Source organism: Paenibacillus sp. J22TS3 (assembly GCF_018403205.1).
GTDB lineage: Bacteria > Bacillota > Bacilli > Paenibacillales > Paenibacillaceae > Fontibacillus > Fontibacillus tuaregi.
Genome location: NZ_BOSF01000004.1, coordinates 343,992 through 368,431 on the forward strand (window position 1 = coordinate 343,992; position 24,440 = coordinate 368,431).

The window sequence follows — 24,440 nt, forward strand, 5'->3', positions numbered from 1 at the left end:
TTTAGATTAGCCAGAACACCAGTATTCCACACACATTTTCCCAATATAACTTATTTGGGGTACAAAGATCAAGAAAATGCCCCGGATCGATAAGCAATCCGGGGCATTTCCCACTAATGTATTCCAATTCTAGGTTCTGTTTGGTTCTTAATTATCACGCTGGCGTGCCCGGGCTTCGCCGCCCTTGCGTCCTGCTTCTTCGCGGCTCATTTTGCCATCGCCACCATCGGAATCATTTCTGGCTTCGCCGCCCTTTTGGCCAATTTCCTGATAGAATTCTTTACCATGACTCCGGGAAGTGGCTTCGCCGCCTTTTTGGCCGATTTCCTGGTAGAAATCCTTATCATGATTTTTTGCGGTAGCTTCGCCGCCTTTTTGACCAATTTCTTGGTAAAACTCTTTGTCATGATTTTTAGCTGTAGCTTCTCCACCCATGCGTCCTGCTTCTTCACGGCTCATTTTGTTGTTATCGTTATTACGTGCCATTATGAATCACTCCTTATGGTTTTTGAAGTTTGTCAGACTTTGTTGTCTGCTACGCTATTCTATTACCCTGCATCAGGTTTCCTAAACACAATTTTGTAAATAAGTAATTATAATCAAAATTTGGTATAAAAAGCACCCGACATGATTATTCGAGTGCTTAGGCATCTGCCAACGCTTGTTACAAAGAGGCTGATTCAGCCGCCTCATTAGGACCTTGTTCGGCTCCAATTACGTATTGCCGGGCCACCGGAAGGTAGGTCTCCTCATCGATGAGCAGCTCGCTTCCTACCGGCTCACCGTTTACCGTGATCATAATTCTTTTAAAACGTTGTTCCTGTTCTCTCATAGTTATGCTCTCCTTTATCTTGTGCAGGGCTATCATGCCCATTGAATGTTTGGTTGAAGGTTTTGTTATTGACTTTAGCAATACTAGATTTATATACCCGATGATCTAAATTCGAAACAGCCTGCTAACTGGCTGGATCAAAGATCCATATATTATTTCCATGGAAAACAAAAGAAACCTTATCTCGCCATGAGCTGCCACAAGAGCGGCAACCAGCTTAGACGAAGATAAGGTTTCTAATTCAATTATTCACAAGGTTTATTTTGTTTGATTAAATTAACCCAGATATGCGCTCAGCATCCAGATATGTTTGTCCAAGGCTGCCTGAATGCCCAGCAGAAGATCCGCACTCGCTTCATCGTCTGCTTCCTCTGCTGTACTCATTCCTTCCTTAAGCTCACTAACCAGCAGCTTGAAGTCCTGAATTACCGCTTCTACCATTTGATCTGCTGAAGTTTGACCGTCAGCTTCCTGTACAGACGCTAATTCGAGCGACTCCCGAAGTGTAGCCACCGGTCTTCCGCCGATCGCCAACAGCCGCTCTGCAATTTCATCGAGATATTCTGCTGCTTCTGTGTAGAGCTCCTCAAATTTTGCATGCAGAGTGAAGAAGTTAGGCCCTTTGACATACCAGTGGAATTGATGAAGCTTCGTATACAGCACGGTCCAGTTAGCAACCTGCCGATTCAGCTTTTTCTCCAGTTCTGTTCCTGCCGCATTTACAATTTGAGTTGAATTTGCCATTTGTATGACCTCCATATGAAAAGTGAATTGTGACTCTCTGATTCAATATTGATTTTAGACTTATTCTAATTCCTGATCTAATCATACCACTTAATTGTTTATTTCACATGAAGATTCAATGAACTTTATATGACACTTTGCTGAACACAAGAATCAATTCAGACTATCAGAATCACTCGTCCTCTCCGCTGAGATCGGTAAATTCTAAAGTTCATTTTATACAGGCATTTATCTAATTTAACTCAGATATCAAATTCCTTGCGGATATTCAGCCGGAACTGCTCTATGCAGCGTTCCATCGACCGTATTCCCTCATCGACCAAATGGCGGTCCACCACATTGGTGTTCTCCAGCTTGGCTCTCTGAGCCGTGAGTGCCCTTTTCTCGTCCTCCCAATAAGCCTGTCTCCGCTGAATTTCCTTATACTTATCAAGCAAATCCGTAATAATATCATAAAACCGCTCATAATCGACGATAACCTCATCCAGTAGACGGTCCACATCTTCTTTCTCGTAACCGCGCATCTTCACAGGAAATTCCTTCTCATGGATGGTAAGTGCGTCCAGCTTAATGCCAAGCTGCCTGAATAGGTCCTTCTGGTCTTTTAGTTTGCGTTCGTAGTCCTCCTGCATTTTGAATCCCCTCCATAACCTGAACAACTTGAGTCATATGGAATTGGCACTTAGCCATCTATCCATATTATTGTTCTTTTTCTCCTTATAATGTATCACATTTCTCATATCAGTAAAAAACCAAGCCAGCGAAGCATCCAACCCTTAGAATCCCTTTAACAACAGCAGGATATGCAAGCGCTTTAGTTTAGTTATAAACAACAAAAAGGACACCCATTAACGGATGCCCTAGGACGATCTATCTATTTGCTATTAGTCTCTTCCAGCTTGTTCGTTTCCGGAGCCTTCTCTTCTTCAACGATATCTCCGCGTGCGCCCCGCTTGAACTCTTTCAGCATGGATCCAAAGCTTCTTCCAAGTTCAGGCAGCTTGCTTGGACCAAACAAGAGCAGTGCGGCAATAACGAGCAGCAGCAAGTGAGTTGGTCGCAATAAGTTCTCAAGCACAATTATCACTCCTCAGTGGATCATACTCAGATTATACACTGTTAACCCTGTTCTGGGTAACTTTTTCTCGACAAAATTGGAAACATTTCAATCAGGATAAGTTTCGCTTCTCTTTTTCAAGAAACCAAACTCAGCTCCTGGGCATATGCTGATGTCATAAGCAATGGTAAAGGGGCGAACCTCATGAATACTTACAGTCTGATCGCAATTCTCACGATTGGAGTAGCTTCCAACCTTGACAATGCCGGAGTCGGGATTGCCTATGGCGTCCGTAAAATCCGTATCCCCTGGTACTCCAACCTGACGATCGCGGTGATCTCCTTTCTAGCAACACTATTGTCCGGCCTGTTCGGCAACCTCATTTCATTATGGATTGAACCCTGGATCGGCCAGGCCATCGGGACCACGGTCATTGTCGCCGTCGGGATATGGGTTCTTCTTCAGCCGTTCCGGGAGAAGAATGCTGCTGCTCCCGCACCCCCCGCTCAAAGCGGCAATTTCACACGCTACCTAAGCAATCCGGAAGAAGCCGATCGGGACAGCTCCAAGAGCATCAGCCTCACGGAAGCTGTACTGCTTGGCATTGCGCTTGCCATGAATGCCTTGGCCGGGGGGTTTAATGCCGGAGTGACCCACCTTAATGTGTGGCTGACCTCGCTATCTGTGGGGATCTTCAGCTTTATCCTGCTTGCCCTCTGCTCTCTCTTCGGTGAACGTTATGCCGCGGAGAAGCTTGGGGACCGGGCTACCATTATCTCTGGAGTCCTCCTGATTCTGATTGGCCTGCATCAGATTGTGTAGGTTTTCTTACAGCAATGCCAAACGGTAATACTCCCATCAGCCTCCGCTGCCCATTGCGGCGGCTGATCAGCCTGTATTTTGTCGATCGTACCGGGGTTTTGTAAAATTTTCGTATATTAGCGTAACTTAAGTCGAACATGCAGTGTTATCACTATAACATCGCTTACTACGCTGAAATGTTACAGGTCTATAAGGGGGAGTAATATGGAGGAATGGCTTACCGCCTATAAGGGAGATATGCAGGTTGTTTTCAATGAAGCAGAGGATATCGTATCGCGTTTTCCTGTTCCGTTCAGGTCAGCAGGGTTGGATTTTCTGGACAAGTTCCATGTACTTAAAGAGGGACGAAGTAAGAACTACATAAGCTACCTGCTTCCACTCTGGCTTCGGGAGTGCTCGAAGCTCAGCATCATTGATAGCCGAAGATTTGCTTTAGCCAATATTTTCGGACTGCTATACTATCAGCTTATCGATGATGTCATGGACAACCCCAAATCCTCACCAGCCGAATCGCTTCCACTTGCGAGTCTTTTTCAACTAGAGTTCACTTCCATCTATTATTCTTATTTTCCGGAGGCTTCCCCGTTCTGGGATTATTACCGCAGCTATCTCCAGCAATGGGCCGCTGCGGTATCTCGTGAGCAGGAAGAGAACTACCTGCAGGATAATCCGCTGGGCATGGCCCATAAGGCTGCCCCGGTCAAGCTGTCTGTCGCTAGTGCTATGCTCCTGTCCAATCAACCTGGCCTTATTGCGGCATTGGACAAGGCAGTGGATTATACGTTAATCACGCTGCAGATGCTTGATGACATTAAGGACTGGAAGCAGGACTTGGAGAACAATAACTATAATAGTCTGATTGCTTTTGTAAGGGCTGAACTTGGAGTCCCAAACAGTCAGTCCCTGTCTGAGGAGGAAATGGACCAAACGATATTTCTCGGAGACTGTCTCCTACGATACGGGGAGTTTGCTAACCTCAATCACATCCATGTTCAATCCATCTCCGAGCACTCCCCTCACTTAAGAGATTTCAGTATTCATATGGTAAATGAACTGCAAAGTATAGCGATGGAGATCAAAAATAATCGAAATTTACTAATCAAGGGGGGATTAAACTACTGGTTAACGAAAAATGTATAAGATTCCTAGATTGCCCAGAACCTTTATGCTATATTTAGTTTGGAACAAAATACCTATTTTTGAAAGGATGGTTACAATGTCTAATGATGCTATTCTTACTAATCAATTGATTCACAGAGCTTGGCAGGACCCCAGTTTTAAAGAACAACTGCTAGCGAATCCCAAAAAAGCTATTCAGGAAGCATTAGGTGTAATCCTCCCAGAGCATATTCGTGTAACTGCTCTTGAAGAGAAATCGGACGAGTTGTATCTAGTGTTGCCCCCTAGTCCGACTAAAAAGCTTGGCGAGAATTTAGTAGTTAGAAGTACTTGGAACTAAATAGATTGGCTTCATTAAGTCCGGTTTCTATTTAAATTAGGAAACCGGACAATTGCCTCAGTCCCTACTCCCTTCTGGCTTTTAAACGTCAGTTCCCCGCTCATGGCCTCAATAATGCTGTAAGTAACCATTAATCCCAGGCCCGTCCCCTTACTCTTATTCGAGAAATACGGCTCACCAAGACGTGCAACTTCTGCAGGAGTCATCCCCTCCCCATTATCTTTTACATGAATATAAACGTGATCTCCCTTCTCATAGGCCCATATCTGTATTTCCCCTCGTCCGTGCAGCGCCTCAATACTATTCTTTATAATATTTATAAATGCTTGTTTGAATTTTGAGGAACTTCCCTTAACTTCGAGTAGTGGTGGAATATTCAAACTAATACTACCACCTTGAAGATTTGCCATAGGTACCAAAATGCCCTCAATATGAATAAACTCATTATAAATATTTAGAACTGTCGACTTGCCTGCTTCTGGCTTAGCAAACGTCAAAAAGTCTGTAATAATCCCCGATGCCCGATCAAGCTCTTCGAGAGCCATATTTAAATATACTTTATTCTGGCTCAGCTCCTTTTCTGCCATGAGCTGAATAAATCCACGGGTTACCTGTAGAGGATTTCTTACCTCGTGAGCAACAGAAGCTGCAAGCTCACTAATAATCTCCATCTTTTCAGACTGCTGCAGATCATTATTATACAACTCCAAACGGCGGGAATATTCTACAACCTGGTCATGATTCTTGGCAAATTTGCTTCCCAAAATGACTATAAGCGAAATCAAAAAACATATTAATCCCCACTTCCAAGCAACTAACTCATATTTCTGATTATTGACCAAGTACCATACTAATTCAGCCAAACTTACAATACCAAGTAATGAGAACCCTATAGTAAATATTAAGCCTTCTATATTTCCCTTCAAAGCATCAATTATTGCAGTAGTAATTAGAATAATAAATTGAGTAATCATAATGTAGCCCATTATTTGTGTGGTAAGGATGTAATAAATATGATCATACTGATGATTATTAATAATGTTAAATATCACAAATATGAAACAGAATGCTGAGTAACCTACATGTACCCTTCTTGAAATAGTAATGATAGATAAGTAACCTTTGCCGAACATTTTCTCAAAAAAATAATTCATAGAGTAGAGCAAGATAAACAAGGAAATATCAAACAACCACTGTGCATTGGTTACTTTAACATTATAGAAAGTATACAAAAATGGTGAATATGTAATTGCTGACAAGCCACTTGAGAGAATTACCATAATTAAAGCGAGCCAACTGCCTAAATACCCTGCCCTTAGGAAGAGCAGACAAACCAACATAATTAATGAAATAATTATTAGTGCCCCACCAAGTATAAAATCAGAAATATCTCGTTTAACGAAATAGTTTTGAAGGTCTTCATAATTCCCTACCTTGATATCATCCTGGATAATACCAATACTTGAACTTTTAGACGATAACCCAATATATACTTTGTCGCCTTCTTCAAAATATTGTAACGGAGCAATAATTTTTTTCTTGCTGTAGGTTCTATTTGCTTTCGATTCATATATTTTAGTATTTCCAATATAAACGACAACCTCTTTAGCATAAATCTTGTCTAGAAGGATTGCTTGATTGCTTTCCCAGTTAGAAGGTAATTTAAACTCAATCCAAGCCTTTGAGGCATTGTCCGGTCTTCCCGGCATAGGATTGTCGATATCTGCCGGGTGCCAGCCGTTAATTGTCTTAATCTCCTCATCTTGTGCAGGCATGTTCAGGTCCTTCACCCATCCAACGTTCCATTTGGTCACGTTATAGGCATCCAGCTTGTTGTTATTAAGCAGGCCTGTGGAATACAGAGCAAAGCCAAGGCCAACCAAAACCATTACAATGATAATTCCTTTGAGAACACCCTTCATTTTTGCACCTCTACGATTTAATGAAAGAACCGCATTCCTATTACTTCAACAACCTCAAGCCTGCAGAAGTTTGCTGACCATAAGAAAAGCACCTTCAACGGTGCTTATCTTAGCTGCTCATATCGTAGATGTTTGCTTGCCGGCTATCTTAACACTATCAAATATTTCCATTTTGGTAAATAGATTAGCATAATTTAATAGGTAAAAAGTTCTAATTCAGGTGTAAACATAGTAAAGGAGACCTCAAAATGAGATCTCCTAATCTTCATCTTCAGTTAACCGGCGGCAAGATTCACGGATCACTAGCTCGGTGGGTAGAATGACGTCTTGTGCGCCGCCTTTCGCATCTGCGTTCTCTATAGAACTGATAAGCATCTCGGCAGCGGTTTTTCCCAACAGATATGTATCCTGCCTGATTGTCGTCAGAGCCGGTGTAAGATACTTCGCCATTTCAATATCATCAAAACCTATGAGCGAGAAGTCCTCTGGCACACTAAGTCCCTTTTCCTTAATTGCCCGCATGGCGCCAACAGCAAGATTATCCCCTGCTGCAAATATGCCGGTTGGCCAATCCTTAAGCTCAAGCAGCTTGCGCATGGCATAATAGCCGCTGTCCACCGTGTAATCCCCCTCAATTCCCTCTACAATATAAGCGGGATCTAGGGTAAGGCCCAATTTAGCCAGCGCCTGCTTATAGCCCAAATTACGTCTGGCTCCGGCGAAGGTGCTCATGCCTCCCGAGATATGGGCGATCCTCCGATGTCCGAGCGAGTAAAGATATTCTACAGCTGTTATACTGCCCTCAGTATTATCCGAACTGACCGTACTGGCCCGGTCTGTATCATAGTCCAACATGATCATGGGAAAGCTGCTGTCCATTAATTCATGGAAGTAGGGATCTGAATGATCCGGCAAAATAACAACGACCCCGTCAACTCCCCTGATCTTGCAGTGCTCCAAATAACCGCTTGGTCTCCCGCCAATGTCTTTGGATATGAATATAAGATCATACCCTTGAGAGGTCGCAACCTTCTTAAATCCTTCAATAACACCGGCAAAGTAGGGGTGACGGATACCCGTGCCCGTCGGCTCGACAAACAGCATGCCTATCGTCCAGGAGCGCTTCATGGTTAAGCTCCGTGCATTGGCATTAGGCACGTATCCAAGCTCGGCAGCGGTATCCAGAATGATCCGGCGTGTCTTCTGGCTTACGTCGGTATAGCCATTAAACACCTTCGATACCGTAGTCGGTGAATATCCTGTAACACGGGCAATGTCATAAATGGTGATCAAGAAGTTCAGCTCCCAAATTGATTATATTTCCAGCAATCCTGTGCACATTGTAGACAAGCCCCCGCTAGAAGTCAATAACAAACAAAAAACAAGCCGCGAGTGCGGCCTGCTCCCTGCTCCCTGCTCTCTGTCTAGATAAGCCCTAACTGCAGAAGTCCATAGGCAACCCCGTCATCGCCCACATCCTTGGTTGTATATCTCGCAATGCGCTTCACGGCATCCAAGGCATTGCCCATGGCCACCCCGTGTCCGACATACGCAAGCATTTCCAGATCATTCAGATGATCTCCAAATGCAATAACCTCTTCCCGGTCAAAACCGGTATGTTCCACAAACTTCGCGATCCCCGCCGCTTTGGAGCCGCCTGTCGACAGCACATCAGCTGCCACCTCACCCCATCTTACAAATTTGAGGGACTGGGTAAAGCCCTCCAAATAACGCGCCTCCTCTTCCTCAGTACAGAAGAGAATGCACTGATATATGTCCCTACCCAAGTAATACTTTGGGTCATAGGTTGGGATATCCATTTTGTGCGGCACATAGCTCGCAAGTATCCGCTCATGCTCCACTACATTTAGCTTCATATCCTCCTCATCCATATACAGGAGCGGATGATCCTGAAGGGCTGCAAATTCAGTAAGCGACTGAACAACCGAAGCCTCGATCGGATTCTTGTGAATGACCTTACCCTGGTAAACCACATATTGACCGTTCATCGACACAAAGGATTCAATGCCCAGCCGCTCCCGGATTTCCTTAAAAGCAAACGGGGCACGTCCGGTGGCGATTGCCACCTCATGCCCAGCCTGTTTCAGCTGATGTACCGCCTGAATCGTAGATTCAGGCAGCTCTTTTCTATGATCCAGCAGTGTACCGTCAATATCAAAAAATATGAGTTTTCGCTCCATACCTATCCCACCCTATCTTTAATGATGTCTGTAGGGAAAGCATAAGATATGAAACGCAATTCAGGTCAAGTCCCCTCTAAAATTTCTCTTTCCAGTGGGGGAGTTATATTCCTGCCTACCGCATGCCAAAACGCAAAATCCTGCTCATAAAAACAGGAAGAACAGATCCATGATTCTCGTCTTCAAATTCGTGGAATTCGGTATAACATCCGGCCCCTTCGAGCATACGCAACCGCTCATAGAGTGCCTCGGCATTCTCATTCATGCGGCTGGGATGTCTTCGCTCCAGTTCCCCTACCCCAATAAATACACGAATATCTCCAGCCCTTGAGGGAAGGCTTCCGGCGAACTTGCACTCCAGATCAGCCAGAAGACCCTCATTCCAGTGAATGGACGGGCTTCCTGCAGCGTAGTTCCTGAACAAATTCGGCTTCGTGAATAAAGTATACAGCACAAACAGACCTCCCAGCGAATGGCCAGCCAAGGTCTGCCGGTCACCATTCACCGGAAACTTCTGTTCAATGACAGGCCTGAGCTCTTCCTCGATAAACCGCAGGAACCGATCAGCCCCTCCTTGCCGGGGCCAGGTTCTACCTTCGGGATGGGCTGGCAGTTCCTCCAAGGGAACCTCCATCGTAAAGTCATAGTGGCGGGCCGGGGAGAAAGGCTCATCCGTGTCATATCCAATCCCCACAATAACAGCTGGACCTACTCCCGTCTTCTCTGGACGTCTGGCCTGGATGCACAGGGCTTCAACTATCGTATAGATTACGGCATTAGCGTCAAGCACATAAATAACCGGGTATCCATCTGCCGGAGGTTCCGCAAAAGGACAGGCCACATAGATGCGATAATTCCGGTCCCCTGAACCGGATTTCATGGAGAAGTATCTCACATGCGGATGCGCCGCCTGAGTTTGTATAAGATTCATCTTTTCCACTGCCCCTTCCTGTCTAAAAGTCTATATTAGTCAGCCCTGCCGCCTGTTCCGGTACATTAAATAGATAAAATAAGGACCTCCCAGGATAGCCACAACCATTCCCGCAGGCAGCTCAACCGGCGAGAATAATGTTCTCCCGATATAATCCGAGCTCATGACAAGCAATCCCCCGATCAAACCGCAGGCCGGAAGCAGACGGGAATGGCGGCGTCCAACAAGACGCGCCGCGATATGAGGGGACATCAATCCGATGAATCCTATTCCGCCTGATACGGATACACAGGCACTGACAATACCCACGCTGCATAGAAGCAGCAGGGTTCTCTGCTTATCCGCTGCGACTCCCAAGCTTCTCGTACTTTCATCCTTAAGCCCTAACAAGTCGAGCAGACGGGATTTGGAATAAATGACAGGTATCAGAATCAGCAGCCAGGGAAGCATCGATACGATATATTTCCAATTTGCATTGTAGATGCTTCCTGCGGTCCAGACCGCGGCCATCTCAAAGTCCTTGGCATCCATCTTCAGTGTAAAATAAATGGTCAGCGCTCCAAGCCCTGATGCCACAGCAATCCCACTAAGCAGCAGCCTCTCCGGCTCAAGACTTCCTCTCTTCCAGGCAAAAACAAAAATCAGCGCGGCCGAAAGAAGTCCCCCAATCAGCCCGAACATCGGCATAGCCATGATCGCGCCCCAGCCCGTCCCTTTAATCTCGCCCTGATAAAAGAACAGAAAGATCACCATGGCTGCTCCCGCCCCCGCATTAATCCCGAGGATTCCGGGATCGGCCAGGCCGTTCCGGGTAATCCCCTGAAGCACAGCCCCGGCTATTCCCAGCCCGGCGCCAACCAGCACGGCAATGACAATCCGCGGCAGCCTGAACTCAAAGATGACCAGATCCCGGTCTGGCTGGACATCGAGGCGGAGCAGGGTTGTTATGACTTCTTTCACCGTCATATCCATGGAGCCTTGTGTCAGGCTGAAATAAGCCCCGAACAGAAGCAGCAGAATCATCACTCCAAGGACGGCCGTATAGTAACCTCTGCTTCCCTTGGTCATATTCTTCTGCCCCCTTTGGTCCGGATCAGATACAGGAAGAAGGGAACTCCGATGATGCCTGTCACGACACCGACCGGCATCTCCAGCGGATAATTCAATAAGCGGCTGAGAATATCACACAGCGCAAGGAAGCATCCCCCCAGCACGCCGGCACAGGGAATAATCCATTTATAGTCCGTGCCGGTAAGAAACCTCGCAATATGTGGGATAATCAGCCCGACGAATCCGATTTTGCCCGCAATCGCTACCGCAATCCCCGTTAGCAGTACGACACTTGCAATGGCTGCACATTTGACCCAGAATGTTCTCTGGCCCAGACTCGTGGCGACATCCTCCCCTAAGGACATAATGGTGACCGATTTGGAAATGCTTAAGGCCAGCACGATGCCTACCACAGCGAATGGCACAGCTAGCTTGATGAGAGCCGGGTCCATTTGATGAAGTCTGGCGTTATACCAGAAGCTGATATTTTGAGAAATTTGAAAATAGGCTGCCGCCGCTGCGGAGGCACTGCTCAGGAACGTGCCTATGACGGTTCCAAGAATAGCAAGTCTAACCGGAGATAAACCTCCCGGCATCAGGGACGCAAGCCCAAATACAATAACCATACTAAGCGCAGAACCTATAAGCGAATAGCCGATCAGCTCCAGGGAAGACGATCCTGGGAGAATAATCATACCCAGCGTAACTGCAAATACCGATCCGTCTGAAATCCCCATAAGAGAAGGGGACGCAAGATAATTTCTTGTCATCCCCTGCATCAAGGCACCTGATATGGCAAGAAATGCTCCTATGAGCAGTGCCCCGGCGGCTCTTGGAATTCTGGACTGCATAATAATCTGATGGTTCACCTCGGTTGGATCAAAGTGGAACACCGCTTCGCTCAAGGTGTTCAGACTGATGTTCTTGGCCCCATATAGAATGGAGAGAAGCATAATCAGCACGACCATGACTGGTGCGCTCCACAGGATCAGGAGATGAACAGGAATTTTAAAGCGCATTAGACCCACTCACTTTGCTTGCATTAAGGTGCTGTTCTTCAAGGCTTCCAGGAAAGCAAATTTGCTGTATGCTGTTCCGCCCTGGGTCAAAGGATCAACGAGATTCGTGTATACATGCCCGTTCTTCACAGCGTTCACGCTTTTCCAGATCGGATTGTTCTGAAGCTCCTCAAACGCTTTTGGCGTTTCCTTATTCTCATCCTCCGAGAATTGGATGAATACATAATCCGGGTTGATCTCCGAGAACTTCTCCAGAGAAATCAGCTGCTGCGCCTTGGCCGCAGCCACCTCATCCGGTACGGAGGCTCCTAATTCTTCATATATAGAAGGGTTAAAAAAGACGTTCTGCGGATAAATGCAGATGCTTCCTTTGCGGATGCGGATCGCCAGCACCTTTTTATCCTTGAACACCGGATTCAGGGTTTTCCTAACCTCAGCCAAGTCGGACTTATACTTCTCAAGCAGCTGCTTGGCCTGCTCCTGCTTTCCTGTAAGTTCCGCAAGGAGATTCAAGTTCTTCTCCCAATCCGATGAAATATGAGATACCGGGATCGTGGTACTGATTTTGGCGAATTTCTCCAAGGTTTCCGCAGGAAACTTGGTGCTGGCTAAAATCACATCCGGCTTCAGCTTCAAGATTCCTTCCAGATCAGGCTGTGTCTTCTCCCCAATTCCCACAGTCCCTTCAGTGATCTTGGTGAACAACGACGGGAATTTACCGCCCACGGTAATCGCCCCTGTCGGAGTGACATCCAGCACCAGCGCATCCTCCATGGATTCGATCGATCCGGTAATTACAATCCGCTGCGCCTTGGCCGGAACAGTGTAAGTTTTGTCCAGGTAGGTAATGGTTCTCGTCTCACCTGACTCAGCTGAGCCTGAGCTCTTGGACTCCCCTGCGGATGTGGTGACAGCTGTACTATTGGCCTTGGTTCCACCTGCAGAGTCCTTGACCTCCCCCTTCGATCCGCAAGCGGATAGTACTCCCACCATCAAAATAACGGCCAGTGCGGCCCACCCTCTGTTCTTCACTTTCTTTGTTCCCCTCTCCTGGTCTTCTATTTATTCAATCGTTTAGATTGATAATGATTCTCATTATTGATTATATAGGAGAGTTATTTCCAAAGAACATGGACGTTCTCCAGAATCAATCTGGACGATATCCGGATATGTGATACAGCAGATCATCCAGCATACGCTTGCAGGCATAAGCTGAATACTCTCGCCAAGGGTCAGAGTGGATCATATGAGCCTGATTCTTGCGGACGGCCTTAAGATCCCTCCACTGAGGCGAAGCCTTAAGCATCTCCCAATAAGCTAAAGTCTCGGATTCCTGCCGTACATTAAGCAGAATCCAGTCGGGATCAGACTCCATAAGCTCGCTCACTAGTATAGTATCCTGACGATGCTCCAGGCTCCTGGTAGGGACTGTCACATTCAACTGGAGATCATCCCGGATGACCTCCCCAACCGCTCTGGCCGGACAATTGACCAGCTTATCCTTCTGCAGGCTTAATACCATCAGGCGTTCATCCCCGATCCTTCTCGGCAGCTGTTCCCTGACTGATCCTGCCTTCCATTCATAAGCCCTCAGCCAGGCTTCGGCTTCCTGCTCCGCATCAACCAGACAGGCAATCTGTCTGAATTGGGTCCGCCAATCCGACCTTGAATCAATCAGAGCGAGCTCTGCAGCCCGTTCAAGCTTGTCTTGTTCTTCAGGGCGGAGAATATCCAAGGCAATGATGAGATCGGGGGCCGAATTCATTAAGGCATCCACATTGGCCTCCCAATCCTGGTTATAACGGTACGCACTAAGATGAAGGGGAATGTCGGAGCGGTACATTTTATGGTAGTAAGCCGTCCATTTCGGATGAAGAGGTGCGGCAAAAGGCATCATATTCAGCGGCAGCAAAAAGCCAAGCACTGGTGACATGTAAGCCGCGATTCTGCGCCTGCGGTTCTTTAAATAGGCTGTCGGGGATACTCCTGTCTCCTTCTTAAACTTGCGGCTGAAATAGAATTCATCGTTGAAACCAACCTGATGCGCAATATCGGCCAGACGGGCGTTCGATTGCAGCATCAGCTTTTTCGCTGAATTGACCCGGGTCTGGGCTATGTAGTCCATCACGCTGATGCCATAAGTCTTCTTAAACAGCTCCCCATAATATTTAGGGCTGAGTCCCGCCATCTGGGACAATTGATGAACCGAAAGGGCCTCCGCGTAATATTGGTCTATATACAGCTTGGTTCGCTCAAGCGTCCCAAGGCCCTCAATGTCCTGTTCCGTGCGGAAATTCTTAAGTATTCTATACAGCAGCTCCTGAAATGCGGACTGTCCCCTGAACCGCTCAAGCTCGCAAGCGCTCTGGCTGCTTAGCAGCATCAAGTCACACAGCTCAAACAGCTGATCTCCAGAGCCGACGGGAACTTCCCCTTTCAGCGGGAAGGAGTCAAAGGCTCCCGAATCCTGGTAGATATCAAAATGAATCACGTACATTTCCAAATTGCTGTATGCCCCAAATTCAGCGCCTAGGGTCTGGCCGGGACGGATAATATGTACAGTCTGGCCTCTTAGCCCATATTCCTGGAGATCCACCATGAGCTGACCCATGCCGGTTCGAACCACGATCAGAGCATAAGAGTCTATGAGCTGCTGCGGCAGCCCGTCACCCCTTACCAAGTCAATCCTGCGAAATTTGAACCATAGATCGTCCAAGAATACCGGCAGGCTTTCAGTCCGGATAAGAGCAGAACACAAAGCAAACAACCCTTTCTATATGAAAATGATAATCATTATCGTTAAACTATCATAATCATTCCTTCCCGGTCAAGATCTCCTGCAAACTGAAATACATCCAGTTTGTTGGATAATTTATCCACAAAGGTGGTTATATCTATGAGAAGGAGGAATCATAATGAAGTCAATTAAAATACCACTTATCTTAATTCTTTTTATTGTTTTTTCTATCTCGGTTGTTGCGTGTGGAAATAATGATATAATTCATAAAAAAAGTAACCACTGGGATGTTTCTCTACAGCGGATTACGGGCTATTATCAAATCAAGTATTTAGGCCAAGAAACCCTGATCAATAACTTTGGCTACGAGATCACAGGCAATAACATTTCTCAAAAAGGCAATGCATTAAAAAAACAAACCCCTCCTTTTGAAATATCGGGGAATTTAAGTGATTCAGAGAACACTAAGGGGCCAATAAAATTTAAAATGAACTGGAATAATCAAAGTGAAACTGTGATTTTTGAATAATCCTCTACTTATTAGTTAAGAAGCCTTCTTAAATAAACAGAAATGTGAATTGAGATTGTAACTAGGTTCTCTAATTGTTCTGAAGAATTGCATGTTTTGCTGATATTAAATCAGTCTCATTCTGAGACTGATTTCTTGTGTGTATGAGGCTCTGTTACAACGTAAAAAAGACGACCGGCCATATCCCATCAGGGACATGCTCTACGGTCGCCTTATTATAAGGAAGCTTTATCCTTTCAGCCCAGCTTTTAGCTCCGGGCGTAACCCGCCTTATCCATCAACAGCCGGCTCTCTTCATTCAAGCCGATGATTACAGCCTGCTTGCCGGACTCGGCATATTTGGCGGTCACTTTAGTGATCGCGGTTATCGCTGAATGATCCCACACATGGGAACCGCTTAGGTCAATGATCACCTTCTCAGGGTCCTCGGCCGCCGAGAACGCCTGAATGAACTGGGAAGCCGTGCCGAAGAAGAGCGGTCCAGTCACGGTGTATCTTTTGACATGACCCGAATCCATCTTGGATGTGAACCTCAGACGGGCCGCTCTCCAGCCGAATGATAATGCACTCAGAATCACACCACATATGACGCCAATGGCCAAATTGGACGTAGCTACAACGATCAGTACCGTCACGACCATAACAACCGCATCGGTCCTTGGAATCTTATGAAGACTTCGAAGTGAGCCCCAATCAAATGTTCCGAAGGAGACCATGAACATAACGCCTGTCAGAGCTGCCATCGGAATCTCCTTTACGATATCCCCAAGCACAAGAATAAGAAACAGCAGGAACGTGCCCGCCACAAAAGTAGACAGGCGTGTGCGGCCTCCGGACTTCACATTAATGACGGTCTGACCGATCATCGCACAACCCGCCATCCCTCCGAAAAAACCGGTTAGGACATTGGCTATCCCCTGGCCGCGGATTTCACGGTTCTTATTACTGCTGGTCTCCGTCAGCTCATCCACGAGAGTTGCGGTCAGCAAGGATTCCGTCATGCCTACGACGGCAAGGGCGAGAGAGTATGGCAGAATTACCAGCAGCATGTCGAGACTAACAGGCACCTGGGGGATATGAAAGAACGGCAGAGACTGGGTGATGTTCCCCATGTCTCCCACAGTTCTCACATCGATCCCCCCAAGGACAGTCACCAGAGTCATCACAATAATCGCCACAAGAGCGGAAGGAACCGCCTTGGTCAGCAGCGGGAACAAATAGATAATGAGCAGCGTCGCTGCCAAGATCGCATAGACCTCCCAAGAAGCTCCTTCAAAGTTGGGGAGCTGGGCCATGAAGATGATAATAGCTAACGCGTTAACAAAACCTACCATAACGGAATGCGGCACAAAAGTAATGAACCGCCCAAACCGGAGCGCACCCATGATCCACTGCAAAATCCCAGTTAAGACTGTTGCGGCGAACAGATACTCAATGCCGTATTTGGCAATTAAGGGGCCCATCAACGAGGCCATGGCTCCGGTAGCGGCGGAGATCATTCCCGGCCTTCCTCCGAAGAACGAAATGCTTACTGCAATTATAAAAGAGGCATACAAGCCGACCATCGGGTCTACCCCTGCCATGATGGAGAAAGCAATCGCCTCTGGAATCAAGGCAAATGCGACGGTAAGCCCTGATAAAATATCTTTACGGACATTTCCTAAGAAACCCTGTCTGATCCAATCCACTACCAAAAATCTCTCACTCTCCGATCTTTATGTCTATGTCTCCAAATTCATCTTTTCCATTATATCGTACCCGTCAAGAAGATAAGGTTAGCACAATCTAGTGCGTAATAAAGCCTTTGTTTCATTCGTCAGGCATCCGTTTATAAAATATCAAACAACCGTAAGCGCTATGGAAAGTGATCTTACGAAAAGGAGGAAAAGGTCATGAACAATCAGCAGGATCGGACAGAGGTAAGCAATGTTGAAGTGGAAAGACGGGATATCCAGCATAAAACGGATTCCAGCATGGTAGCTTCCACGTTTATCAAGTACGCGGCTTATATCATTCTGTTCTTCGGCTTTCTTTACTTCCTCGTCAAATATGTATTCCCTAAATTCTAAATAACATTTAACTGTCTATTGAATAACCCGGGAAAGAAACTTCCCCGGGCTTTTTGCCTGCGTAGTCAAAGCTAATCCCGGCTCGCTCTCATCTCTATTAATAGCAGACAACAAAATCAAAGATTACTCTGAAATGACTATTGTAGTTAGGTGTTCTTTCAATGTTCCACTAATGGGGGGTTGACCAACCCTCTTTTACGAAGATATTTATATTTGTATAAACAACTTGTAAGTAGGATAAAGCTACTAAGCGACTGTTCTCCAATGGCATATTTCTGAAAACAGTTGTTACAGCTTGTGAAAATTTTACTTTTCAACATGTTGAGAAGCGTTTGATCATTGCAATTAGATTTGGGATGGAATCGAGTTCTGTTTTTCCGTCATATTACGTTTCCGTATTCCAATCATCGCAATAAACATATGCATAAATTCTGCTGCCATATAACTCGTAATAGATCCAGTATCATATTGAGGACAAACTTCAGCAATATCATAGCCGACTATGTTAAGATCTTTAATTCCTTTCATAATATGAATAATTTCGCGCGAGTTAAACCCACCTAATTCATAAACTGCACCTCCTGGAGCGCATGAAGGATCCATACAGTCAATGTCAAAAGTAAGATATGCTGGTCCTTCGCCGATTTTGTCACGAATACGCTGGATAGTTTCTTCAATTCCAATTTCCTCAAAGTCCTGCATAGTAAGAACTTCGACTCCTAAATCCTCTGAAATTTTCCCCCCTGCGTCTTCGTTAAATAAGGTACCTTTAATACCAACGCTGATGATTCTATTTGGGTCCAACACACCTTCTTCTATACCGCGTCGTAACGTAGTTCCGTTGTTGTATCTTGAGCCGAAGCCTCCTTCATAAGAGTCAACATGTGAGTCAAAATGAATTAATCCTACAGCTCCATAGTGTTTCCCCACGGCTCGAATTGGGCCTAATGATATTGAGTGATCGCCGCCCATGGAAACAGGAATGATACCATGTTCTACAAGTTTAGTAATTTTTTCTGCTGCTCGATGTTGATTTTCTTCAGTGTTGGATGGTACACAGTTTACATCCCCATTATCAAAACCTCTGAGTTCTTCATCAATATTAGTTCCAATTGCCATATTTATTGATCTTAACATCGCAGAGATCTCCCGAATGGAATTTGGCGCAAAACGTTGACCTACACGAAAAAATGCACCAGAATCATCCGGGATGCCTACAACAGCAAAATCAGCTGGTTCTCCTTCCAATTCTTCAATTTCTTCAACTAAAGGTAATTTCATAAAAGTATTTACACCGACTGTTCTGTTTCTCAAAAGTTTATTCGTTGCTTTAAGTTTTTGACTCAATTGATTGACCCTCCTAAAACTTTTATTTTTTAGCTAAGTCGATAAATATGAGAAATGTTTTTCATTTATCCATATTGTATTAGTTTAATGAACCAGGAGGTATGGCCTTCTTGCATAATAAAAATATGCATCCTGTTGAACCTACAATAAACTAAAACATATAATTTGTTCTTCAACACAATTACAATCACTTGTTGATATAGGAACCCATGACAGTACTTTGATCTTTCAGCAGAATGCACATGTATTATGTTAGCTATGATAATTGTCCGTGATTTAGCTAAATCATATAATGCTAATCATTATGATTAGAAGAGAGGTATACATTATGAAGGTTAATATTACGAGGTATATTGAATCTTTTGATAAATTATTGGCTTGTGGTGGATATCAGGAAAATCGGGGCCTGACTAGATTGGCTTTAACAGATGAGGATAAAGCAGCAAGAGATATGTTGGTTGCTTGGATGGAAGACGCTAACTTAACAGTGAAAATTGATGATATGGGAAATATTTACGGTATCCGAGAAGGTAAAGATAACCAACTGCCACCTATTGTCATTGGTTCTCATCTCGATACTGTTCAAAATGGCGGGAAATTTGATGGAATCATCGGCGTGTTAGCTGGACTTGAAATAATAAGAAGCCTAAATGACATGGATATTTCGACTTTGTGCCCAATTGTCATGTGTTCTTGGACTAACGAAGAGGGTACTCGTTTTTTGCCAGGCATGATGGGTTCTGGGGTTATTGTTGGAACTTTTAATAAAGAGGAGTGTTACTCTCAAAAAGCAGTTGGTTCAAACATTACATTTGAAGGAGAATTAAAAAGAATTGGCTACTGCGGAGAAGAAGAAAATCGTATAAACAATATGAAAGCCTACTTGGAGTTACATATTGAACAGGGACCAATACTAGAAGAAGAAGGACTATCTCTAGGTATTGTACAGGGTGTAAAATCGATGGCATGGAATGAAATTGTAATTAAAGGGGAAGCAAATCATGCAGGTCCTCTACCCATGTCCATGCGTAAGGATGCATTATTGGCGGCTGCACAAATTGTAACTAAGGTGAAAGAAATGATTGAATCATATAACGGCAATACAACAGTTACATTTGGGAAATTTGAGGTGGAACCGAATATACCAAGTATTATTCCGGAGAAAGTTACTTTTACACAGGATATACGAAGTGAAGATTCCAAAATTGTAGAACATGGCTTAGAGATGGTCTATGAAATTGTAAAGAACACATGTGCAAAGTATAAAGTGGATTATGAAATTAAACGAATTGGTCATATGGAAGCTGTAATTTTTGATGATAAGATTAAACACATTATAGAGGAATCTGTAATTGAACGCGGCGATAAATTTAATTATTTATTTAGCGGAGCAGGCCACGATGCCTTTCAAATCTCAAACCTCTACCCAGTCGGCATGATATTTATAAAGACTGTTGGTGGTAAGAGCCATTGCCCAGAAGAAAATGCTCATTTTGCTGATATTGAAAAAGGCTTGAACGTTCTCCTAGATACCGTACTGAAGCTATCTAAGGAGGAGTGATATGATCATTGCTTTAGCTTTGATTAAGATATTTGTTATGATTATTCCAGGTTATGTTGCACGCAAATTCAATACTTTTAAAAAATCAACATCCATTGAGCTTGCAACGGTAGCAACAACGGTTACTTATCCGTGTATGATTTTAAGTTCTATGCAGTTAGATTACTCCAGTCAAGTCGTAAAAAATGCTTTAATCATAGTATTGATATTTACGATATTGATATTGGTGTTACTACTTTTAGCAAAGCTATTAGTTAAAATAAAAAATATCAACGTAAATCAATCGAATCTTTTTATTTTCATGTCAGTATTCGGTAATACAGGTATGATAGGCGTTGTTGTATTAAATTCTTTATTTGGTCAAGAGGCTGCTTTCTATGGAATATTATGTGACGCGGTGTACGATATCTTTATGTTTTCTGTTGGAATGCAGATGGTAAAAATGGGTGGAAGTAATATAAAAGATAAGTTTCGAAAAAAAACTTTCTTGCGAAGTCTGATGAATCCGTGCTTTGTTAGTGTAATTCTGGGCTTATTGTTATTCTCGGCGCAAATTTCACTGCCAAATGTTTTTAAAGAATCAATTGAAATTATAGGATCTGCTACACCTGCAATGGCTATGTTAATATTAGGAATACAATTGGCCACGATTCCAATCAAAGACTTTTTTAGTAACTCAATTATATTTTGGACGTGTTTTCTCAAATTACTTGTAACGCCTTTTCTGGCATTATTAATAGTACATCAAGTAACATGGATGCCTGATTTATTAAAATTGGTCATTGTTATCCAAGCTGGTATGCCCGTAGCGTTATCTTCTGTTGTATTTGCTCAAAAATTTGATAGAGATATCGATTTTGCTACAAAAGGGACATTACTTTCCACATTACTAAGTATTGTGACTATCCCAATAACAGCAATTTGTGCTCAATATGTACTTTTTCCATAGAAGTGTAGTAACAATCTGAGTAGGTTCAGTCAAGCGGGGTGTATTCAAAAGTCGTCAATGAAGACTTGTTGGATGCCCCTTTATGTATACCGACTATTAACAAAGTGTGGCCGATCACCTTCGATATCGCCAGGAAAGCAAAAGCCTTCAAGAACCGGGTAGTGAACTGTAACCCCTTTGTGGATAGCATTGAAAAAGTGACTATGATCTTAAGCAGCTAAGAGATGGCTTCTGAATTCATCAGAAGTCATCTTTTTTAATGTCCATTGATAGCCTTCTGAATTGTAATAGGCCATATAATCATTAACCTGTAGTCGCAGTTCTTTAAGAGATTGACAATCTTTGTAGTACCTAGCCTTGGCGATAAGGAGACGGGTTCTAGGGTGTGTATGGTGTGTCCCCCTGGTCGGAATGGAAGATGGCGTCTGGATGAATATTGCCGTCCAATCGTTTGAGTAAGCGAGCCATGGTCCGTTCAACCAATGTTAACTCTAAAGTTGAAGAGAGATAGTGCGTCAATATTTGCTTCATAGCACCATCCTTCACACAAGAAAGATATGCCCATTGACCGCTACCATAGCGCATGCATGTGATGTCTGTAAGGAAGACCTTCTCTGGTTCTCCCTGATCAAACTTGCGCTCCAGAAGGTTAGGACATGTACGATGTTCTTGCGTCGCTTTAGCCATCTTGCGATAGGGATTGGCTTGACGGATCATAGCTGCCAACCCGAACTTGCGCATGATACGACGAATCTTTTTATGATTCATTACTATGCCATTCAATTTCTCCAGCCTCATCTTGATGACCAATGCGCCTGCTGTTCCGTTCAAGGCTTCAAAATGCCCCTTAATAAGCTGGAAGTCGTATGGATCGGCTGTCTCTCGTAGCCACGTGTTTTTTCGGCGCTGCACCAACGATAATAGCCGCTCGAACTAACATCAGCAATTCGACAAAGGTAACGTGTTAAACGTCGTAACGCATGCTTACAAACCGTTTGGTTAATGAGCTGAAAGCGCTCGGAAGGCGTCAACTCCTTACTGTCTCGCCTTTCGAGCGTTTCTAGCTTTTTTAAAAGCTCGTTCTCCGCTTCGAGGAGTTTAATCTGAGCATCTGCTTGTTTCAGCTTCTCTTCTGCTGAAGATTCACGTTTTGATCGTCCCTGTACTTCCTATACCTCTGCGCTCCGCTAGCAAACCAGCCTCATCGTACTTAGCATAGGTCTCTCTCCAACGATATAGGCTCTCTGTAGGTGTCCTCTAACCGATGAATTCGATATTAAAGCCTGCTTTGGGAAAATTTCCTTGGGTGGCCCTCCCGCTTGGTTAGCTTGAACCGCTGCGAGCTTAAAAGCTGGAGCATACGAAATGTTTCTCCTCGATACGCGGCTTAGATTCGGATTGGACTCCAACAGCCTGATCTCTACTTCAGTAAATCCTGTTCTGATTTTTCTCATGATGTTCATTCTCCGTGTTTTCTCGATAGTATGATTAAAACACAAAAAACCGTAAGAGGTCACTTTTTTCAAGTGTCCATCTTACGGGTTACAGTTCAGTAGTTGTATCATGTTCTTTTCATTTTCGGCAATATAACTAAAGTGGTCACCTTTAATTAAGTCTTTATAATAATAAACAAATTTATTATGTAACTTCCCCCACTAACTTCGAATTCTCTATTAACTCTTAATTACTATCAAGCCCTATTGTTATTATTGTTGACATATAATGATATATACAATAACATGAACTTCATATTACTCATTGACGACTTGCAAAAAAAGGGGGGGAACATATGTCTTATAGATGTATCCACTTGTTGGAGTCCCAGTATTTAAAACGAGCAAAACTATTGGCTGGCGAAAAGAAACTATATAATGCCATTAGATGGTCACATGTGGCAGAGTTATCCAAAAATCCAGGGGATGTAATTCCATGTCTTAGAAGTGGAGATTGCTTAATCATACTGGGAGAGATATTAAAAGAAAACCCAGAAGAGAAACTGCTCTTTTTAATGAACAAAGCAATAGGACTAAATCTTAGCGCAGTTATTATTTATCAGAGTGATTACTTGCCACATGTTCCTATTAACGTAATTAATGCGGCCAAAGAAGGCGAATTGCCACTTATATATTTAGATAGCGAACAACCAGCCATAACAGACCTTGTCTCTGAAATTAGCTATCGAATTGTAAACAACGATGATAGAAGAATAAAGGGACAACACATTTTATTTGATATCATGACCAATGATATAAGAGATAAAAACGCTTTTATCGCAAGTGCAAGATTTCATAAATTCGAGTTATCACTCCCACATCAAGCCATTGTAATCTCATTGTCTATAACAAAACATCAAACAGACACGTCAGAATGGGTCAAAAGATCTTCTCAAGTGGTAGACTTTATCGAGAGTATTTGTAAAAAAACACTTAATCGCTACTTCGAAAAAGCTCTAATGGCCTCTCTATTGGACTCGTTTTTAATTCTAATTCCCAAGAACCAGTTTGATCTTCCCATTAACAAAATCGCCAACATGATACTCAATGAACTCCAAGAATATAAAGATAAATCAAGTTTCAATATTGGGATTGGAAATATATACGAAGACCTCAATGACTTTCACCAGAGTATAGATGAAGCAAAGCAAGTCGCAAACGTCGCTTATAAGTTGGGAATTTCTAACAGGGTAATTGAAGTCAAAGATATGTTGATTCCTCTCTTTATTGTTTCTCAAATAAATAACCCTTTGCTTAATGAGTTAATTGAATTGAACATTAAACCTTTGTTAGAAATTGATCGAACAGAAAAAACGAATTTGTTTGAAACACTCAGCGTATATCTCGAATGTGATAAAAACATTAGCATAGCGGCAGAGAAACTGTTTATTCATCGAAATACCATGTCTAGCAGACTGCAAAAAATTGAGCAGATCATTAATAAGAACTTCCTTGACATCAATGATTGTTTCGAACTTCAACTGCTAACCATATTCTATAAACTCGCATTTTCGGACAGGCAAACAATCTAATCGATAACCCATATGATTTTAAGCTTATTCAGAATCGGAAAATCATTCTGTAATAAGCTTTTTTGTTGCAAAAAAATTCGAGCTGTGAAAGAAAAAATCAATAAGAATCAATCTATTTGTTAAGTTAAATAACATATTCATGTAATATTTGAGCACACGCTACAACATATATGTGCAGTTTAAACA

General features: G+C 43.7%; 26 protein-coding genes. 8 read left to right on the forward strand and 18 right to left on the reverse strand.

Features of this window, described 5'->3' with window-relative positions; translation table 11 throughout:
* Positions 1-147 precede the first annotated feature (147 nt).
* The 5 genes from KJS63_RS15045 to tatA form a co-directional block, all read right to left on the reverse strand.
* Positions 148-486 carry a KGG domain-containing protein gene (locus KJS63_RS15045; RefSeq protein WP_213619848.1) on the reverse strand — a complete coding sequence of 113 codons (339 nt, stop codon included), beginning with the start codon at positions 484-486 and terminating at the stop codon, positions 148-150.
* A gap of 178 nt (positions 487-664) precedes the next feature.
* Positions 665-832 carry a hypothetical protein gene (locus KJS63_RS15050; protein WP_187386109.1) on the reverse strand — a complete coding sequence of 56 codons (168 nt, stop codon included), beginning with the start codon at positions 830-832 and terminating at the stop codon, positions 665-667.
* A 276-nt stretch (positions 833-1,108) separates the two neighbouring features.
* The gene (locus tag KJS63_RS15055; protein WP_068615109.1) at positions 1,109-1,576 is read right to left on the reverse strand and encodes a Dps family protein; all 468 of its coding nucleotides are present in this window, start codon (positions 1,574-1,576) and stop codon (positions 1,109-1,111) included.
* Between the two features lie 242 nt (positions 1,577-1,818).
* Complete coding sequence (locus tag KJS63_RS15060) at positions 1,819-2,208, reverse strand: DivIVA domain-containing protein (protein WP_213619849.1); 390 nt, start codon at positions 2,206-2,208, stop codon at positions 1,819-1,821.
* 242 nt (positions 2,209-2,450) lie between these two features.
* A complete protein-coding gene (tatA, locus tag KJS63_RS15065) occupies positions 2,451-2,654 on the reverse strand; it encodes a twin-arginine translocase TatA/TatE family subunit (RefSeq protein ID WP_068615103.1) in 204 nt (67 codons plus the stop codon).
* A 183-nt stretch (positions 2,655-2,837) separates the two neighbouring features.
* On the opposite strand from tatA, the gene ytaF reads away from it, so the two are divergent.
* The 3 genes from ytaF (at position 2,838) to KJS63_RS15080 (ending at position 4,914) form a co-directional block, all read left to right on the forward strand.
* A complete protein-coding gene (gene ytaF, locus KJS63_RS15070) occupies positions 2,838-3,455 on the forward strand; it encodes a sporulation membrane protein YtaF (RefSeq protein ID WP_213619850.1) in 618 nt (205 codons plus the stop codon).
* Between the two features lie 204 nt (positions 3,456-3,659).
* The gene (locus tag KJS63_RS15075; protein WP_213619851.1) at positions 3,660-4,595 is read left to right on the forward strand and encodes a hypothetical protein; all 936 of its coding nucleotides are present in this window, start codon (positions 3,660-3,662) and stop codon (positions 4,593-4,595) included.
* A gap of 76 nt (positions 4,596-4,671) precedes the next feature.
* The gene (locus KJS63_RS15080) at positions 4,672-4,914 is read left to right on the forward strand and encodes an NHLP leader peptide family RiPP precursor (RefSeq protein WP_213619852.1); all 243 of its coding nucleotides are present in this window, start codon (positions 4,672-4,674) and stop codon (positions 4,912-4,914) included.
* A 14-nt stretch (positions 4,915-4,928) separates the two neighbouring features.
* Here KJS63_RS15080 and KJS63_RS15085 read toward each other — a convergent pair whose 3' ends face one another.
* The 8 genes from KJS63_RS15085 to KJS63_RS15120 all read right to left on the reverse strand — a co-directional run bounded on the left by KJS63_RS15085 (position 4,929) and on the right by KJS63_RS15120 (position 14,795).
* Positions 4,929-6,836 (reverse strand): sensor histidine kinase, encoded by a 1,908-nt coding sequence (locus KJS63_RS15085; RefSeq protein WP_213619853.1) that lies wholly within the window; start codon positions 6,834-6,836, stop codon positions 4,929-4,931.
* A 258-nt stretch (positions 6,837-7,094) separates the two neighbouring features.
* Entirely contained in the window at positions 7,095-8,129 is a 1,035-nt protein-coding gene (locus KJS63_RS15090) for a LacI family DNA-binding transcriptional regulator (protein WP_213619854.1), read from the reverse strand.
* 131 nt (positions 8,130-8,260) lie between these two features.
* Positions 8,261-9,037 (reverse strand): Cof-type HAD-IIB family hydrolase, encoded by a 777-nt coding sequence (locus tag KJS63_RS15095; protein WP_213619855.1) that lies wholly within the window; start codon positions 9,035-9,037, stop codon positions 8,261-8,263.
* Positions 9,038-9,152: 115 nt separating this feature from the next.
* Positions 9,153-9,968, reverse strand: coding sequence for an alpha/beta hydrolase (locus KJS63_RS15100; protein ID WP_213619856.1), 816 nt, complete (start codon positions 9,966-9,968; stop codon positions 9,153-9,155).
* Positions 9,969-10,007: 39 nt separating this feature from the next.
* A complete protein-coding gene (locus KJS63_RS15105) occupies positions 10,008-11,036 on the reverse strand; it encodes a FecCD family ABC transporter permease (RefSeq protein WP_213619857.1) in 1,029 nt (342 codons plus the stop codon).
* A complete protein-coding gene (locus tag KJS63_RS15110; RefSeq protein ID WP_213619858.1) occupies positions 11,033-12,037 on the reverse strand; it encodes a FecCD family ABC transporter permease in 1,005 nt (334 codons plus the stop codon). The genes KJS63_RS15105 and KJS63_RS15110 overlap by 4 nt, the downstream gene beginning before the upstream one ends.
* Before the next feature lie 9 nt (positions 12,038-12,046).
* Positions 12,047-13,030 (reverse strand): ABC transporter substrate-binding protein, encoded by a 984-nt coding sequence (locus KJS63_RS15115; protein ID WP_213620076.1) that lies wholly within the window; start codon positions 13,028-13,030, stop codon positions 12,047-12,049.
* Between the two features lie 154 nt (positions 13,031-13,184).
* Entirely contained in the window at positions 13,185-14,795 is a 1,611-nt protein-coding gene (locus KJS63_RS15120; protein ID WP_213619859.1) for an AraC family transcriptional regulator, read from the reverse strand.
* A 157-nt stretch (positions 14,796-14,952) separates the two neighbouring features.
* Between KJS63_RS15120 and KJS63_RS15125 the strand changes: the two genes are divergently transcribed.
* Entirely contained in the window at positions 14,953-15,303 is a 351-nt protein-coding gene (locus KJS63_RS15125) for a hypothetical protein (RefSeq protein ID WP_213619860.1), read from the forward strand.
* Between the two features lie 248 nt (positions 15,304-15,551).
* Here KJS63_RS15125 and KJS63_RS15130 read toward each other — a convergent pair whose 3' ends face one another.
* Positions 15,552-16,997 (reverse strand): SulP family inorganic anion transporter, encoded by a 1,446-nt coding sequence (locus KJS63_RS15130; RefSeq protein WP_213619861.1) that lies wholly within the window; start codon positions 16,995-16,997, stop codon positions 15,552-15,554.
* Between the two features lie 198 nt (positions 16,998-17,195).
* On the opposite strand from KJS63_RS15130, the gene KJS63_RS15135 reads away from it, so the two are divergent.
* Positions 17,196-17,372 (forward strand): hypothetical protein, encoded by a 177-nt coding sequence (locus tag KJS63_RS15135; protein ID WP_187386108.1) that lies wholly within the window; start codon positions 17,196-17,198, stop codon positions 17,370-17,372.
* Between the two features lie 345 nt (positions 17,373-17,717).
* Here KJS63_RS15135 and speB read toward each other — a convergent pair whose 3' ends face one another.
* Complete coding sequence (gene speB / locus KJS63_RS15140; protein WP_213619862.1) at positions 17,718-18,719, reverse strand: agmatinase; 1,002 nt, start codon at positions 18,717-18,719, stop codon at positions 17,718-17,720.
* 328 nt (positions 18,720-19,047) lie between these two features.
* Between speB and KJS63_RS15145 the strand changes: the two genes are divergently transcribed.
* Together KJS63_RS15145 and KJS63_RS15150 are read left to right on the forward strand one after the other, a co-directional pair.
* Positions 19,048-20,280 (forward strand): M20 family metallo-hydrolase, encoded by a 1,233-nt coding sequence (locus tag KJS63_RS15145; protein ID WP_213619863.1) that lies wholly within the window; start codon positions 19,048-19,050, stop codon positions 20,278-20,280.
* A 1-nt stretch (position 20,281) separates the two neighbouring features.
* A complete protein-coding gene (locus KJS63_RS15150) occupies positions 20,282-21,229 on the forward strand; it encodes an AEC family transporter (RefSeq protein ID WP_213619864.1) in 948 nt (315 codons plus the stop codon).
* Positions 21,230-21,438: 209 nt separating this feature from the next.
* On the opposite strand, the gene KJS63_RS26435 is transcribed toward KJS63_RS15150, so the two are convergent.
* The 3 genes from KJS63_RS26435 to KJS63_RS26235 all read right to left on the reverse strand — a co-directional run bounded on the left by KJS63_RS26435 (position 21,439) and on the right by KJS63_RS26235 (position 22,683).
* On the reverse strand, positions 21,439-21,708 hold the full coding sequence (locus tag KJS63_RS26435; protein ID WP_280520815.1) for an IS3 family transposase: 270 nt from the start codon (positions 21,706-21,708) through the stop codon (positions 21,439-21,441).
* Positions 21,608-22,060: an IS3 family transposase gene (locus KJS63_RS26230; protein ID WP_244862611.1), complete on the reverse strand. Its 453-nt coding sequence runs from the start codon at positions 22,058-22,060 to the stop codon at positions 21,608-21,610. Before KJS63_RS26230 ends, KJS63_RS26435 begins: the two co-directional genes overlap by 101 nt.
* Before the next feature lie 356 nt (positions 22,061-22,416).
* Entirely contained in the window at positions 22,417-22,683 is a 267-nt protein-coding gene (locus tag KJS63_RS26235) for a hypothetical protein (protein ID WP_244862613.1), read from the reverse strand.
* Between the two features lie 335 nt (positions 22,684-23,018).
* Between KJS63_RS26235 and KJS63_RS15160 the strand changes: the two genes are divergently transcribed.
* Positions 23,019-24,254, forward strand: coding sequence for a helix-turn-helix domain-containing protein (locus KJS63_RS15160; RefSeq protein ID WP_213619865.1), 1,236 nt, complete (start codon positions 23,019-23,021; stop codon positions 24,252-24,254).
* Positions 24,255-24,440: the final 186 nt, after the last annotated feature.